This window comes from Bradyrhizobium sp. 1 (genome assembly GCF_023073315.1).
In the GTDB taxonomy this organism is placed as follows: domain Bacteria; phylum Pseudomonadota; class Alphaproteobacteria; order Rhizobiales; family Xanthobacteraceae; genus Bradyrhizobium.
In genome coordinates this window covers 582,244-595,800 of the sequence record NZ_JADPJH010000034.1, presented here as the reverse complement: position 1 = coordinate 595,800, position 13,557 = coordinate 582,244, and the positions used below count along the sequence as shown (strand labels likewise).

Here is a 13,557-nt window from a genome sequence, read left to right as displayed (position 1 = left end):
CGGATCGCAAGAGCGATCCGACCTCTCCCCGCAAGCGGGGCGAGGTGAAGGAAGTTCACTCCCCGGCCTGGAGCTTCCTCGGAAACAGCTCCGGCGCGCCGGTTGCCACAAGATGCGGACCTTCGGACGCATCGGTCTTGCTGAAATCCAGCTCCTCGATCCGGCCCGCGCGCTTCTCGATCTTGTCGGCGGAGATCAGGATCTGGCGGACGTCTTCGTTGGCGTCGGCAAAATGCTTCTGCAATTTCAGTACGCGGTCGCGCAGGCGGCCGAGATCGTCGCCGAGCTTGATCACCTCGGTCTGGATCTGGTCGGCGGCGTCGCGCATGCGCGCGTCCTTCATGATCTGCTGCATCACCTGGATCGCGAGCATCAGCAGCGAGGGCGACACCAGCACGACCTTGGCGCGATAGGCCTTCTGGATCACGTCGTCAAAACCGTCGTGGATCTCGGCGTAGACCGATTCCGACGGCACGAACATCAGCGCCATCTCCTGGGTCTCGCCGGTGACGAGATATTTCTCGGCGATGTCGCTGACATGCTTCATCACGTCGCCGCGCAGCCGCTGCGTGGCGATGCGCTTCTCCTCGTCGGTGCGGGCGTCGTGCAGCGCGGTCATCGCTTCAAGCGGGAATTTGGCGTCGATGCAGAGCGGGCGCTGGTCGGGCAGGAACACCACGCAATCGGGCCGCTTGCCGGTCGAGAGCGTGAACTGGAATTCGTAGGCGCCTTTTGGCAGGCCGTCTTGGACGATCGCCTCCATCCGCGCTTGTCCAAATGCGCCGCGCGACTGCTTGTTGGCGAGCACGTCGCGCAAGGTCGTCACCTGGGTGGTGAGTTCGGTGAGGTTCTTGTGCGCGTTGTCGATGATGCCGAGCCGCTCGTGCAGCGCACGCAGGCTCTCCATGGTGTTGCGGGTGGAATGTTCCATGGACTGGCCGACCCGGTGGGTCACCGAATCCAGCCGCTCGTTGACCGCGCGCGCCATGTCGGCCTGGCGGCCGGCGAGCGCCTGGGTCATCGCGTCGACCCGGCCCGAAGACTCGCTCTGGGCGTGCAGCATCTGGCTAATGCGCTCCTCGAGCTCGTCCGCGCGGATCGCATTCGCCATCGCGAGTTCCGCGCCGCGCCGTCCGGATCGCGCGATCACGACCGTAATCACCACCAGCAGGATGAGGACGAGGGCACCGAAGCCGATCAGCGCATCGATCGTGCGCACCGGCCAGTCGCCCAGCATGAAAATGATCTCGTTCATGCCGTACTTCTAGCCGATTCGGCCGGCCGCACGAACGAATAGCGAACATTTGTGGTTAACAGTCCGCTAATTTTTATGGTTAACGACACCTGAAGTTTTATGGTTAGCGGAGGGTTAACGGGGTTCCTGTCCGCATTGACCGCATCCGGCTTGCGGCTTAAATCGCGGCCATGGCCCTCAGAGAAATCATCATCCTGCCCGACAAGCAGCTGCGTCTGGTCTCCAAGCCGATCGAGAAGGTCACGCCGGAGATCCGCAAGCTTGCCGACGACATGTTCGAAACCATGTACGACGCGCCCGGCATTGGCCTTGCCGCGATCCAGATTGCGCAGCCGCTCCGGCTCATCACCATGGATCTGGCCAAGCCGGACCCGGACGGCGAGACCAAGCCCGAGCCGCGCGTCTTCATCAACCCCGAGATCATCGCGTCCTCCGAGGATTTGTCGGTCTACGAGGAAGGCTGCCTGTCGATCCCCGAATATTACGAGGAGGTCGAGCGGCCCGCCAAGGTGCGCGTGCGCTACATTGATCTGGACGGCAAGGTGCACGAGGAGGACGCCGAAGGCCTCTACGCCACCTGCATCCAGCACGAGATCGACCATCTCAACGGCGTGCTGTTCGTCGACTATCTGTCAAAGCTCAAGCGCGACCGCGTCATCAAGAAGTTCGAGAAGGCCGCCAAGCGGGCGGAGTAAGGTTCTCCGTCCATGCCCCTTCGCCTGATCTTCATGGGCACGCCCGATTTCTCCGTGCCGACGCTGCTCGAGCTGGTCGCGCACGGCCACGAGATCGTGGCTGTCTACACCCGAGCGCCGAAGCCCGGCGGGCGGCGCGGGCTGCAATTGCAGCCAACCCCGGTTGAAGAGGCTGCGCGAAGACTCGGCGTTCCCGTGCTGACGCCGAAGACGCTGAAGACACCGGAAGCCCTGGACGAGTTTCGCGCGTTCGATGCCGATGCCGCTGTGGTCGTCGCCTATGGCATGATCCTGCCGCAGGCAATCCTCGATGCGCCAAAGCTCGGCTGCTACAATCTGCACGCTTCGCTGCTGCCGCGCTGGCGCGGCGCCGCGCCGATCAACCGCGCGATCATGGCGGGCGACGCCGAGAGCGGCGTGATGGTGATGAAGATGGATGTCGGCCTCGACACCGGCGATGTCGCCATGGCCGAGCGGCTCGCGATCACCGACACCATGACCGCGGCCGACCTGCACGACCGCCTCTCTCGCCTCGGCGCCGACCTGATGGTGCGCGCGATGGCCGCGCTCGCCCGCGGCGGGCTCCAGCTCAAAAAGCAGCCTGAGGACGGCGTCACCTATGCCGCCAAGATCGACAAGGCCGAGGCGCGGATCGACTGGACGAAGCCCGCGCGCGAGGTGCTGCGCCACATCCACGGCTTGTCGCCGTTCCCCGGCGCCTGGGCCGAGCTTGCCGGCGTCAGCGAGAATGCGCGCGTCAAAATCCTGCGCTGCGAGTTGGCGAAGGGAGCCGGTGCGCCCGGCGAGGTGCTCGACGACCTCCTCACCATCGCCTGCGGCGAGGGCGCCATCCGGATCATCGAGCTCCAGCGCGAAGGCAAGGGCCGCATGCAGGCGGCGGAGTTTTTGCGCGGCGTGCCGTTGAAGCCACCCTCTCGGCTGGCCTGATGCCCCGCTACAAGCTCACCATCGAATATGACGGCGCGCCGTTTTACGGCTGGCAGGTGCAGGAGACGCTGCCGTCGGTGCAGGGCGCGCTCGAAGCGGCCGTGAAGGCGATGACCGGCGCGGATGTGCGGGTGCATGGCGCCGGCCGCACCGATGCCGGCGTGCACGCGCGCGGCCAGGTCGCGCATGTCGACATCGAGAAGCAGTTTCCACAGGGCCGCTTTCGCGATGGTCTGAACGCGCATTTGCGCCCGCATCCAGTCGCGGTGCTGGAAGCGGAGATCGTGCCTGATACATTCGAGGCGCGCTTCTCGGCCGTGAAGCGCCACTACCGCTATCGCGTCGTCAACACCCGCGCCAATCTCGCGCTCGATGTCGGCCATGCCTGGCGCGTGCCGCGCAAGCTCGACACTGACGCGATGCATGCGGCGGCACAGCGCCTGCTCGGCAAGCATGATTTCACGACGTTTCGCGACACCGAGTGCCAGGCGAGATCGCCGGAGAAAACGCTGGATCAGCTCGACGTGATACGCGACGGCCGCGAGATCACCATTGTCACCTCGGCGCGCTCGTTTCTGCACAGCCAGGTGCGCTCGATGGTGGGATCGCTGGTCTGGGTCGGCGACGGCCGCTGGACCGCCGATGATCTCTCAGCTGCGCTGGAAGCCCGCGACCGTGCGGCGTGCGGCATCGTCGCCCCGCCCGACGGGTTGTATCTGGTGAAGGTGGATTATTGAGGGGAGCGGGACTCTCCGCGAGTCCAATTCTCACCGCATGTGCCGAGGCAGCGCCTCACCCCAACCCTCTCCCGTAAGAACGGGGCGAGGGAGAAGTCACCCAAAATACCGCGTCAAAATCCCGCGATACACCTGCGTCAGCTTCTCCAGGTCCACCACCGGCACACGCTCATCCACTTGATGCATCGTCTGCCCCACGAGCCCGAACTCGATCACCGGGCAATAGCTGGAGATGAACCGCGCATCCGAGGTGCCGCCTGACGTCGACAGCTCCGGCTTACGCCCCGTGATTTCCTCGATCGCGGACACCGCGAGATCGGTGAACGGGCCGGGCTTGGTCACGAACACGTTGGAGTTCGAGGGCTCCCAGACGATGCGGGCCTTGATGCGGTTGCCGCAGGCCTTGGTCAGCCGCGTCTCGACCAGCTCGCGCAGGCTCGCCTGGGTGTGATTGTCGTTGTAGCGGATGTTGAACTTTGCGCGGGCCTCGCCGGGGATGACGTTGTTGGCTTTGTTGCCGACGTCGACCGAGGTGAATTCGAGATTGGAGGCCTGGAACTGCGCGCTGCCGTGGTCGAGCGGCTCGTCGGAGATCGCAACGATCAGCCGCGAAATATCCGGCACCGGATTGGCGGCGCGATGCGGATAGGCAACGTGGCCCTGCACGCCGTCGACATAGAGCGTTCCGGACTGCGAGCCGCGGCGGCCGACCTTGATGGTGTCGCCGAGCGTCTCGACATTGGAGGGCTCGCCCAGAACGCAATGATCGAATTTTTCGCCGCGCTCGGCCGCCCACTTCAACAGCTTGATGGTGCCGTTGATGGAGACGTCTTCCTCGTCGCCGGTGATCAGGAACGAGATCGAGCCCGTCCCGTCCGCGCGCGGCTTGCCGCCATTGGCGGCGAGATGCTCCAGCACGGCGGCAACCGAGCAGGCGATGCCGCCCTTCATGTCGACCGCGCCGCGACCGTGCAGAAAACCGTCTTTTACCTCGCCGGAAAACGCGCCGACGCTCCAGGCGCTTTCGTCGCCCGGCGGCACCACGTCGGTGTGGCCGGCGAAGGTGAGGTGCGGACCGTCAGTGCCGATCCGTGCATAGAGATTGTCGACGTCGGCGATGCCTTCTTCGCTGAACGTCACGCGGTGGCAAATGAAGCCTGCGGCGTTGAGAGCCGTTTCAAGCACGCCCAGCGCTCCGGCATCTTCAGGGGTTACCGAGGGGCAGCGGATGAGATCGCGGGCAATCGAGAGAGCATCGGTCATGTGCCCCGCTTAACATGCATGCCGCCGGGTGGGCTAGCGCTGGGCGGCACAAATTCGATCTCGCGCTGCTGGTCCCAGCTTTTTGCAGGGGACGGCACGGCGCCGTCCGCGATGTCAGCGAGCGGGTCGGGGCCGAACCGGTTGTCACCCGCGCTGCCGGGCACGCAGAACATTTCGACGAAGCCCCACAGCCACAGGATGGACGCGGCAAGGCTGAACGGAAGCATCCAGTTGGAGTCGGGCAGCAGGTCCGAGAACTGGCTGTACAGGCCGGGCACGACGAAGAACGGAACGACCCACCAGCCGCGCCTGTCGCGATCGTGCAGCCGCTTGATCGCGGTCGCCAGGAAAATCCATGAGAACAGCGACAAGCCGAACGCCTTCAGGATCAGTGTCGCACGGTCGAATGATTCCAGCGCGTGGTAGGCCCGGGGGTCGACCAGCTTGAAGAGGTCGTCGAGCCCGAAGTCGAAATTGAGCTTGATGGATAGTTTCAGCGGTCCCTCGGCGTTGATGAGATGGATCACCTGACCAATCACCCCCAGCAGGCCCGCCAGCAACGCGACAATCAGCAGCGCCTGCCACAGCAAAGCGCGGTTGATGCGATCGTCGAAGCGGAACAGGTACCAGGTCCAGTCCATGCGAAGGACTCCGGGCGGGAGGTGCCGCCCGGTCGTTGGTCGCGATGGAGGGAGGGTGGGTTCGACGTGGGGCGCAGCGGGCTCTTTTCACCTCGCCCCGCTTGCGGGGAGAGGTCGGAATTCAAGCGTAGCTTGAATTCCGGGTGAGGGGGAGCCTCCGCGAGGGCAGCTCCCGCCGTCTTTGCTGAAGCAGCCCCTCACCCCAACCCTCTCAGCGCGAGCAAAGCTCGTCGCGGCCCCGTAAGAACGGAGAGAGGGGGAGGATAGAGTCTCAATCCCGCAGCAGCTCGTTGATGCTGGTCTTCGACCGCGTGCGCTCGTCGACGCGCTTGACGATGACGGCGCAGGCGGTGCTCGGGCCGATCTGGCCGTTCTTCATGGGCTTGCCAGGCAGGGCACCGGGCACCACGACGGAATATTCCGGCACTTCGCCGATGAAGATCTCGCCGGTGTCGCGGTCGACGATCTTGGTCGAGGCGCCCAGGAATACGCCCATCGCCAACACTGCGCCCTTGCGCACGATCACGCCTTCGGCGACTTCGCTGCGTGCGCCGATGAAGCAGTCGTCCTCGATGATCACGGGCTCGGCCTGCAACGGCTCGAGCACGCCGCCGATGCCGGCACCGCCGGAGATGTGCACGCGCTTGCCGATCTGCGCGCAGGAGCCGACGGTCGCCCAGGTGTCGACCATCGTGCTCTCATCGACGTAAGCGCCGAGATTGACGAAGGACGGCATCAGCACGACGTTCTTGGCGATGAAGGCCGAGCGGCGGACGATCGCGCCGGGCACCGCGCGAAAACCGGCATCGCGAAAACGGTTCTCGCCCCAGCCTTCGAACTTCGAGGGCACCTTGTCCCACCAGGTCGCATTGCCGGAGCCGCCGGCAATGACGCCCATGTCGTTGAGGCGGAAGGACAGCAGCACGGCCTTCTTCAGCCATTGATTGACCTTCCACTTGCCGTCGGCCCCGCGCTCGGCGACGCGGGCCTCGCCCTTGTCCAAAATCTCCAGCGACTGGTCCACGGCCTCGCGCACCTCGCCCTTGGTGGAGGTCGAGATGCCGTCACGCGCGTCGAAGGCGCTGTTGATGGTGGATTCGAGGGCTTGGAGGGACATCGGGAATTCCTCTCGGGAAGGCGTGGCTTTGTGTGAATTGGAGCGCTTTTTCGGGATTTGAGGCGACGGAGTCAAGCTTGGTTCGGTGTCATCACCCGCCTTGCGCGCAATTGCGCGCTGGAGCGGGTGATCCAGTACGCCGCGGCAGCCGCGATGAATCGAGATAGCTGCGATTATTGGATACCCCGCCTACGTGGGGTATGACGGCTACTTGGGGTGGGACAACCGGCCCAAAAACCCCGCCAGATCATCCGTGACGTGGTCGACATAGGCCGCGTCCCGGCCCTCCAGCTCCCAGTCCTCGCGTACCACCTCTTTCGTCCCGTCGGGCACCACCAGCACGGTGGTCATGCCGAGCTGGTGCGGGACGGTGAGGTTGCGGGAGAGGTCTTCGAACATCGCCGCCCGGGTCGGGTCGACCGCATGGTCGGCGAGGAATTTCCGGTAGGTCTGCTCCGCCGGCTTGGGCTCGAAGCCGGCGGCGATGATGTCGAACACGCCGTCGAAATGCGTGGCGAGGCCCAGTCGCGCCAGCACGGCATCGACATGATCGACCGAGCCATTGGTCAGGATCAGCTTTCGCCCCGGCAGCTTTGCGATGGCTGCGCCGAGCGCCGGGTTCGGCTGCAGCGGCGAATGGTCGATCTTGTGGACGTAAGCGAGGTAGTCGTCGGCGCGCACGCCATGCAGGGTCATCATGCCGCGCATGGTGGTGCCGAAGCGCCGGTAATAGTCCTTCTGGATATTGCGCGCTTCCGCTGGGCCGACATTCAGCCAGTTGCACACGAACTCGCCGATCCGCGCATCGACCTGCTGCCAAAGATTGACGTGATGCGGGTAGAGCGTGTTGTCGAGATCGAACACCCAGGTGTCGACGTGGGTGAAGGTGCGGGGGGATTTCATCAAAACTCTCTCAATCACGGCACTGCAAACCGCAGCGTCTTGCCGCCGCTCGACATGTCGACCGCACCAAAGCCCATCGCCGCAAACCCGCGCGCGCCGCAGTCGGTCTGCTCAACGGTCTCGAACTTGGTCTCGCGCGTGCAGAGCTGCTTCTCGCCGCCCCAGTTCAGCGGCTTGTCCTTCACCTTGATGGCACGGTTGTCGGCATCGATCGCCTCGGCGAAGCTGAAGATCTGCTTCGGCTGGCCGGTCACATCGGGATGAAGGCACTTGCCGGGGTCGATGCGGTACCAGCCGCGGCTGGTCACGGCCTTGCCGTCGTCGGTCGCGATCGCGGCCATCACCTTGTGCGGCGTGTCGTTGCACCAGGTCAGGCCGCTTGCGGAGGGCGTCTGTGTCGCGTCGACCATGGTCTTGAAGACATTCGGCGACGATGCGGCGTCGGACGACAGCCCGCGGCTCTTCAGGAACGCGGCCAGTGCTGCTTGCGTCTTCGGTCCGTCTACGCCGTCGATTGCGCCGACGTCATAACCGATGATCACCAGCAGCCGCTGGATGCCGGCGAGCCGCGCCTGCTCGTCGTCATATTCGGCATCCTCGGCGAGATAGGCAGTGAGGTTGCCGTCGTCGCCCTGCGTCGGCGTCACCTGCGTGAAGGCAGCCTGGGTCTGGCCACTGCGGCATTGCCGCGCCGCGGCGATGACGAAATTGTCCTGCGCCACGCACAGCATGTCTCTGCCGTTCTGCGGGATCGGGGACGCGCCATAGACGCCGAGCGCGCGGGCATTGAGCAGGATGCGGTCCGCGGTGAGCGTACCCTGCGCCACCACGCGGCAGGTGGCGGGATCGATCCTGAACCAGCCGCGCGTCGCGGTCGCCGCCTTGTCGTCGATGCCGATCGCGGCCTCGACGACATAGGACATGCGGTTGCAGATTTTCAGGTCGGCAAAGGCGGGGGCGGAGGAGAAGACGAACGAGATGGCTGCGGCCGGCAGCGTCATCAGGAAACGCGCGAGAGGGGAGCGGCGAGGTCGCCTTGCTCTCTTCCCGTCATGCCCGGCCTTGTGCCGGGCATCCACGTTCTCAGCGCGGGACGAAACATCGTGGATGGCCGGGACATCTTCGCGAAGACGCGCTTCGCGCTCTTGTCCGGCCATGACGGCGTCTCTCGTCTTCTCATCTCTCACTTGTGGATCAGCGTTCCCGTGCCGGTGTTGGTAAACAGCTCGAGCAGCACCGCGTGCTGCATCTTGCCGTCGATGATGACGACACCTTCGACGCCCTGCTCCAGCGCGTAGATGCAGGTCTCGACCTTGGGGATCATGCCGCCGGAAATGGTACCGTCGGCGATCAGTTTCCGCGCGTCCTTCACCGAGAGCTGCGGGATCAGCTTCTTCGACTTGTCGAGCACACCCGGCACGTCGGTGAGCAGCAGCAGGCGCTTTGCTTTCAGCGCGCCGGCAACGGCACCGGCAAAGGTGTCGGCGTTGACGTTCAGCGTCTGGCCCTCTTTCGAGGTCGCGAGCGGCGCCAGCACCGGGATCAGCTCGTAGCCGATCAGCTGGTTGAGCAGCGTGAGATCGACCTTCTCGGGGTCGCCGACGAAGCCGAGATCGATCGCCTTCTCGATGTTCGAATCCGGGTCGACGATGGTGCGCGTCGTCTTCGACGCCTTCACCATGTTGGCGTCCTTGCCCGACAGCCCCACGGCCTTGCCGCCGGCTTCGTTGATGTAGCCGACGATCTGCTTATTGACGGAGCCGGCGAGCACCATCTCGACGATCTCGATCGTCGCGGCGTCGGTGATGCGCAGGCCGGCTGCGAATTCCGAGACGATGCCGAGGCGCTTGAGCATGGTCGCGATCTGCGGCCCGCCGCCGTGCACGACGACCGGGTTGATCGCAGTCTGCTCGAGCAGCACGATGTCGCGGGCAAAGTTCTTCGCGGCCTCTTCGTCGCCCATGGCATGGCCGCCATATTTGATGACGATTGTTTCCTCGTCATACTGCTGCATGTGCGGCAGCGCTTCGGACAGGATGCGGGCCTGGTCGAGCGGAGAGATGTCGGTCATGTCACGGTCTCGCTGGCGGGTCGGTCGGTGCGCGTTCTATCTGATTGGCGGGCGCGGCGCAAAGTGGTCTTCGTGCCCCGGACGCAGCGCAGCGCTTATTCGGCGGTGCGCTGCAGAGCCGGGGCCCATGTGGCTGCTGGGTCCCGGCTCTGCGGAGCGGCACTGCGTGCCGCACCGCGTCCGGGACACGAGTGCTAATTTTTCGCCACCACTGCCGCCAGCGTCACGGCGAGCCAGCTCGCAATCATCACCGTCCCGCCGGTCGGTGCTGCGTACGGAAACAGCGCGTGTCCTGCATATTGCCGCAATGTCAGGTCGCCCGCGAAAAGCGCGGTGCCGATCACGAAGCCGAATGCTGCGATAAGTCCAATTCCGCCGTGCAGAAGGCCGCGCGCGAGCAATGCGACGCAGGCCAATATGGCAGTTGCATGAAACAGCAGCATGGCGCTGGCGGAGGCGAGCCGGCTGGCGTCGGCGCCATGGGCGGAGGCTGCGGCCAGGACGACGCCGGCGGCGCCGATCAAACCGGCAAGCCCAATCAGGAGGCGGGCCACTATTTGCTCCGCTCGTCCAGCAGCTTCGCCATCGCGGCGCGCAGGCTCTCCATGCCGGTCGAGCTGCGCGACGAGGTCGCCAGCACGTTCGGGAACGCGGCCGGATGCTTGGCGAGCGCGGCCTCGGTCTCGGCGATGCGCGTCTCGAGTTCGGAGGCCTTCACCTGGTCGGTCTTGGTCAGCACGATCTGGTAGCTCACGGCGGAGCGGTCGAGCGTCGCGAGGATATCGAGGTCGACGTCCTTCAGCCCATGCCGCGCGTCGATCAGCACGTAGACCCGCGCGAGGCTGGCGCGGCCGAGCAGGAATTTGTGGATCAGCTCGGTCCAGGACGCGACCTGCGATTTGGGCGCCTTGGCATAGCCATAGCCGGGCATGTCGACGAGGCGCAGGTCATTCTTCCCGGGGACCTCGAAGAAGATCAGCTCCTGGGTGCGGCCCGGCGTATGCGAGGTGCGTGCGAGCGCGTTGCGCCCCGTGAGCGCGTTGATCAGGCTCGACTTGCCGACATTGGAGCGGCCGGCAAAGGCGACCTCGAGCCCGTCCATCGGCGGCAGCGTGGCAATCGAGGGCGAAGCCCAGATGAACTGCCAGTCGCGCGCGAACAGTTTTCGCCCGGTCTCGATCAGCTTCGCATCTTTGTCGTCGGTCATGCGAAGGCTTTCAGTTGGTTTACCTCGTCATTGCGAGCGACTTGTCCGCCGTAGCTCGAAGAGCGAAGGCGGAAGCGAAGCGCTCGCAATGACGGTGGCTACGTCGCCTTTTTTGCGAACGTCGCCTTGAGATTGTCGAACAGCTCCACCTTCACGCCATTGCGGCGCATGATGAAGCTCTGCTGGAGCACCGAGAGCGTGTTGTTCCAGGCCCAGTAGATCACGAGGCCCGCCGGGAAGCCGGCCAGCATGAAGGTGAAGATCAGCGGCATCCAGTTGAAGATCAGCTGCTGGGTCGGATCCGGAGGCGTCGGGTTCAGCTTCATCTGGAACCACATCGTGATGCCCATGATGATCGGCCAGATGCCGAGCGCGAGGTAGTGGCCGAACAGCGGCAGCGTGGTCGGATCGAACGGGATCAGCCCGAACAAAGTGAAGAGGTTGGTCGGATCCGGTGCGGAGAGATCCTTGATCCAGCCGAAGAACGGCGCGTGCCGCATCTCGATGGTGACGAACAGCACCTTGTAGAGCGAGAAGAACACGGGGATCTGGATCACAACGGGAAGACAGCCGGCGACCGGATTGATCTTCTCCTTGCGGTAGATCTCCATCATCTCCTGCTGCTGCTTCACCTTGTCGTCGGGGTAGCGCTCCTTCAGCGCCGCAAGCTGCGGCTGGACCGACTTCATCTTCGCCATCGAGGCGTAGGACTTGTTCGCGAGCGGGAAGAACAGCAGCTTCACGATCACGGTCACGAGCAGGATCGAGATGCCGAAATTGCCGAAGAAGCGGTAGAAGAAGTCGAGGCCGAGGAACATCGGCTTGGTGATGAAGTAGAACCAGCCCCAGTCGATCAGCAGATCGAAATGGTTGAGGCCGAGCTCCTTGTTGTAGCCGCCGAGGCCGGCGAACGGGAACACGCCGACGACGCCGGCTTCCTTGGCGCCGGCGAACAGCCGCGCGTTTGCAGTCGCCGAGCCGCCGATCGCGACGGTGACGGGATCGAGCAGATAGTCGGTCTGGTAGGTATGGACGTTGCCGTTGAGGTTCGAGGAGAACCGCGCCTGAAGCTGCGCACTGGTATCGGGCAACAGCGCCGAGGCCCAGTACTTGTCGGTCATGCCGAGCCAGCCATCGGTGGCCTTGAAGCTCACCGACTTGGCTTCGTCGATCTTCTTGTAGGCGTATTCCTGCAAGCCATCGAGATAGCCGATCAGGCCTTCATGCAGGATGTAATAGCCGGAGACCTGCGGCGTGCCGTGGCGCGAGATCAGCGCGAACGGATAGAGCGTAACGGGCGCGTTGCCGACATTGCTCACCTCGTCCTTGATCGTGAAGAGATAGTGGTCGTCGACCGCGATGGTGCGGCGGAAGGTGAGGCCCTCGCCATTGTCCCATTTTAGCACCGCAGGCGTCGTCGGCGTCAGGGGGCCGCTGCCGTCCTGCTGCCAGACGGTCTGGGCGTCCGGCATCTTCGACGTCACGCCCGTCGCTGCCACCCAGCCGAACTCGGCGTAATAGGGTTCTGCCGTGCCCGAGGGCGAATAGAGGATGATCGCCGGCGACTTCGGGTCGACCGTTTCGCGGTACTGCACCAGCGCGAGATCGTCGATGCGGCCGCCCTTCAGCGATACGCTGCCAGTCAGCCGAGGCGTATCGATCTTGACGCGCGGGCTGGCTGCAATTGCGGTATCGCGGGCAACGACCGGCTGGGCCTGCTGGTTCGCAGCTGGAGCTGCTGACGGCTGAGCCGCGCTGCCGGGTTGCGGGGCCGTGGTGCCCGGCGTTGCGGACGCCGCCGGCTGCGGCGTGGTCTTCTGAAGCTCGGCCTGCGTCTGCTGCAGGGCGCGCTGCTTCTCCATCGCCGGCACGTTGTAGAAATATTGCCAGGCGATCAGGACGAGGCCCGACAGAATGACGGCGAGGATGGTATTGCGATTGTCGGTCATCATTGTCTCGTCATCAATCCGGTTTGCGGCTGGTCGCCAGGGCAGGGCTGGGCCTTGTGCGGTCAGTCCTTGGGCCGCGTCCCTTGTGCGTATGCCGCGCGGGCTTCGTAAACGCCATGCGCAGATCGTCGAGCATGGTGGCGAAGTCGCGCGAGAGCGCGTCCCTTCGGCCGACCAGCACATAATCATGATGAGGCTGCATCGACACCGGATCGAGCTGCTTCACGAGCTCGCGAAGCCGGCGCCGGATACGATTGCGCTGGGGGGCGTTGCCGTTCTTTTTGGTAACGGTGAAGCCGATCCGGACCGGGCCGCTGTCGTCTCGGCCAAGGTTTTGGCGGTCAAGACTTTTTCGGTCAAGGCTTTGCAGGACGAACGCGGGACTATTCGCCCGCGCGCCATTGGCAACGGCGAGGAAATCCGCTCGCTGCCTCAGCCGATCCATAATGAAATCCCAAAAATGGGGGTCCGGCTCAGGCGCTCAGACGCTTGCGGCCGCGGGCGCGGCGTGCGGCGAGAACCTTGCGGCCGCCGGCTGTCGCGAGACGGGCACGGAAGCCGTGACGGCGCTTGCGCACCAGTTTGCTGGGTTGATAAGTCCGCTTCACGGGTTTCTCTCCGCTGACCGGGCAATGTGCCTGTAGAATTAAGGGTAAAGCCCGGAAGATGCGGCCCAAAATGGGCCCTTTTTCGGCCCCAAAGAGAGCCGCTCCCGGCATCACGCCGGGTCATCGCGGACAATTTGGTCGGCTTATAAGCGAGCGTCTTGTT

15 protein-coding genes are annotated in these 13,557 nt (G+C 64.5%); 3 read left to right on the top strand and 12 right to left on the bottom strand.

What is annotated here, in order from left to right:
- Window positions 1-55: 55 nt before the first annotated feature.
- The gene (gene rmuC / locus IVB29_RS32810; RefSeq protein ID WP_247507543.1) at window positions 56-1,255 is read right to left on the bottom strand and encodes a DNA recombination protein RmuC; all 1,200 of its coding nucleotides are present in this window, start codon (window positions 1,253-1,255) and stop codon (window positions 56-58) included.
- A gap of 170 nt (window positions 1,256-1,425) precedes the next feature.
- On the opposite strand from rmuC, the gene def reads away from it, so the two are divergent.
- The 3 genes from def to truA are packed head-to-tail and all read left to right on the top strand — an operon-like array spanning window position 1,426 to window position 3,635.
- On the top strand, window positions 1,426-1,950 hold the full coding sequence (def, locus tag IVB29_RS32805; RefSeq protein WP_247507542.1) for a peptide deformylase: 525 nt from the start codon (window positions 1,426-1,428) through the stop codon (window positions 1,948-1,950).
- Between the two features lie 12 nt (window positions 1,951-1,962).
- A complete protein-coding gene (fmt, locus tag IVB29_RS32800; RefSeq protein ID WP_247507541.1) occupies window positions 1,963-2,898 on the top strand; it encodes a methionyl-tRNA formyltransferase in 936 nt (311 codons plus the stop codon).
- Window positions 2,898-3,635, top strand: a complete 738-nt coding sequence (gene truA, locus IVB29_RS32795) for a tRNA pseudouridine(38-40) synthase TruA (protein ID WP_247507540.1) — start codon at window positions 2,898-2,900, stop codon at window positions 3,633-3,635. Before fmt ends, truA begins: the two co-directional genes overlap by 1 nt.
- A 96-nt stretch (window positions 3,636-3,731) precedes the next feature.
- On the opposite strand, the gene dapE is transcribed toward truA, so the two are convergent.
- The 11 genes from dapE to rpmH form a co-directional block, all read right to left on the bottom strand.
- Window positions 3,732-4,898, bottom strand: coding sequence for a succinyl-diaminopimelate desuccinylase (gene dapE, locus IVB29_RS32790; protein ID WP_247507539.1), 1,167 nt, complete (start codon window positions 4,896-4,898; stop codon window positions 3,732-3,734).
- Window positions 4,895-5,539 carry a DUF805 domain-containing protein gene (locus IVB29_RS32785; protein WP_247507538.1) on the bottom strand — a complete coding sequence of 215 codons (645 nt, stop codon included), beginning with the start codon at window positions 5,537-5,539 and terminating at the stop codon, window positions 4,895-4,897. The genes dapE and IVB29_RS32785 overlap by 4 nt, the downstream gene beginning before the upstream one ends.
- A gap of 271 nt (window positions 5,540-5,810) precedes the next feature.
- Complete coding sequence (gene dapD, locus IVB29_RS32780) at window positions 5,811-6,656, bottom strand: 2,3,4,5-tetrahydropyridine-2,6-dicarboxylate N-succinyltransferase (protein WP_247507537.1); 846 nt, start codon at window positions 6,654-6,656, stop codon at window positions 5,811-5,813.
- Between the two features lie 207 nt (window positions 6,657-6,863).
- Complete coding sequence (locus tag IVB29_RS32775; protein ID WP_247507536.1) at window positions 6,864-7,559, bottom strand: pyrimidine 5'-nucleotidase; 696 nt, start codon at window positions 7,557-7,559, stop codon at window positions 6,864-6,866.
- A gap of 14 nt (window positions 7,560-7,573) precedes the next feature.
- Window positions 7,574-8,560: a DUF1036 domain-containing protein gene (locus IVB29_RS32770; RefSeq protein ID WP_247507535.1), complete on the bottom strand. Its 987-nt coding sequence runs from the start codon at window positions 8,558-8,560 to the stop codon at window positions 7,574-7,576.
- Between the two features lie 182 nt (window positions 8,561-8,742).
- Complete coding sequence (gene argB, locus IVB29_RS32765) at window positions 8,743-9,630, bottom strand: acetylglutamate kinase (protein WP_247507534.1); 888 nt, start codon at window positions 9,628-9,630, stop codon at window positions 8,743-8,745.
- A 194-nt stretch (window positions 9,631-9,824) separates the two neighbouring features.
- On the bottom strand, window positions 9,825-10,187 hold the full coding sequence (locus IVB29_RS32760) for a DUF423 domain-containing protein (RefSeq protein WP_247507694.1): 363 nt from the start codon (window positions 10,185-10,187) through the stop codon (window positions 9,825-9,827).
- A complete protein-coding gene (gene yihA / locus IVB29_RS32755) occupies window positions 10,184-10,837 on the bottom strand; it encodes a ribosome biogenesis GTP-binding protein YihA/YsxC (RefSeq protein ID WP_247507533.1) in 654 nt (217 codons plus the stop codon). The genes IVB29_RS32760 and yihA overlap by 4 nt, the downstream gene beginning before the upstream one ends.
- A gap of 98 nt (window positions 10,838-10,935) precedes the next feature.
- Window positions 10,936-12,786, bottom strand: a complete 1,851-nt coding sequence (gene yidC / locus IVB29_RS32750) for a membrane protein insertase YidC (RefSeq protein WP_247507693.1) — start codon at window positions 12,784-12,786, stop codon at window positions 10,936-10,938.
- 13 nt (window positions 12,787-12,799) lie between these two features.
- Window positions 12,800-13,231: a ribonuclease P protein component gene (gene rnpA, locus IVB29_RS32745; protein WP_247507532.1), complete on the bottom strand. Its 432-nt coding sequence runs from the start codon at window positions 13,229-13,231 to the stop codon at window positions 12,800-12,802.
- 28 nt (window positions 13,232-13,259) lie between these two features.
- Window positions 13,260-13,394: a 50S ribosomal protein L34 gene (gene rpmH, locus IVB29_RS32740; protein WP_008542748.1), complete on the bottom strand. Its 135-nt coding sequence runs from the start codon at window positions 13,392-13,394 to the stop codon at window positions 13,260-13,262.
- Window positions 13,395-13,557 lie beyond the last annotated feature (163 nt).

What these genes read in the sequence shown, in the direction of transcription:
- rmuC (WP_247507543.1), bottom strand. Translation starts at nt 1,255, where the DNA reads ATGAACGAGATCATTTTCATGCTGGGCGACTGGCCGGTGCGCACGATC.
- def (WP_247507542.1), top strand. Translation starts at nt 1,426, where the DNA reads ATGGCCCTCAGAGAAATCATCATCCTGCCCGACAAGCAGCTGCGTCTG.
- fmt (WP_247507541.1), top strand. Translation starts at nt 1,963, where the DNA reads ATGCCCCTTCGCCTGATCTTCATGGGCACGCCCGATTTCTCCGTGCCG.
- truA (WP_247507540.1), top strand. Translation starts at nt 2,898, where the DNA reads ATGCCCCGCTACAAGCTCACCATCGAATATGACGGCGCGCCGTTTTAC.
- dapE (WP_247507539.1), bottom strand. Translation starts at nt 4,898, where the DNA reads ATGACCGATGCTCTCTCGATTGCCCGCGATCTCATCCGCTGCCCCTCG.
- IVB29_RS32785 (WP_247507538.1), bottom strand. Translation starts at nt 5,539, where the DNA reads ATGGACTGGACCTGGTACCTGTTCCGCTTCGACGATCGCATCAACCGC.
- dapD (WP_247507537.1), bottom strand. Translation starts at nt 6,656, where the DNA reads ATGTCCCTCCAAGCCCTCGAATCCACCATCAACAGCGCCTTCGACGCG.
- IVB29_RS32775 (WP_247507536.1), bottom strand. Translation starts at nt 7,559, where the DNA reads ATGAAATCCCCCCGCACCTTCACCCACGTCGACACCTGGGTGTTCGAT.
- IVB29_RS32770 (WP_247507535.1), bottom strand. Translation starts at nt 8,560, where the DNA reads ATGACGCTGCCGGCCGCAGCCATCTCGTTCGTCTTCTCCTCCGCCCCC.
- argB (WP_247507534.1), bottom strand. Translation starts at nt 9,630, where the DNA reads ATGACCGACATCTCTCCGCTCGACCAGGCCCGCATCCTGTCCGAAGCG.
- yihA (WP_247507533.1), bottom strand. Translation starts at nt 10,837, where the DNA reads ATGACCGACGACAAAGATGCGAAGCTGATCGAGACCGGGCGAAAACTG.
- yidC (WP_247507693.1), bottom strand. Translation starts at nt 12,786, where the DNA reads ATGACCGACAATCGCAATACCATCCTCGCCGTCATTCTGTCGGGCCTC.
- rnpA (WP_247507532.1), bottom strand. Translation starts at nt 13,231, where the DNA reads ATGGATCGGCTGAGGCAGCGAGCGGATTTCCTCGCCGTTGCCAATGGC.